The following is a 258-nucleotide window of genomic DNA, read 5'->3' on the forward strand; positions in this document are numbered from 1 at the left end:
GTCCTAAACATACTATCGCTATTCCAACTGCAAATGCTTAAATAAAGCAAAAGTTGTTTTTCATACCCTTCAACTATCATCTTACCATTCAGAAAATTTCGCTTCCTTGTTGTCTGAATTAACTGGTCAATTACATCCTTTTCTTTGGGTTGCTGCGAAACAAAAATTGATTCACAACCATCATAGTACCTTATCCCAACCCTACCATTATTCCAAACTATTTGAGAAGTCATAACCAAATTTTGCAATGGTTTAAAC

At 34.1% G+C, this 258-nt stretch carries 1 protein-coding gene; it reads right to left on the reverse strand.

Features of this window, described 5'->3' with window-relative positions; genetic code table 11:
• Nucleotides 1-258: hypothetical protein (locus H6A60_RS13325; protein WP_205105344.1), on the reverse strand; the 258-nt coding region annotated here is incomplete at both ends.

The sequence above is a fragment of the Sutterella massiliensis genome (genome assembly GCF_016899755.1).
Classification (GTDB): domain Bacteria; phylum Pseudomonadota; class Gammaproteobacteria; order Burkholderiales; family Burkholderiaceae_F; genus Sutterella; species Sutterella massiliensis.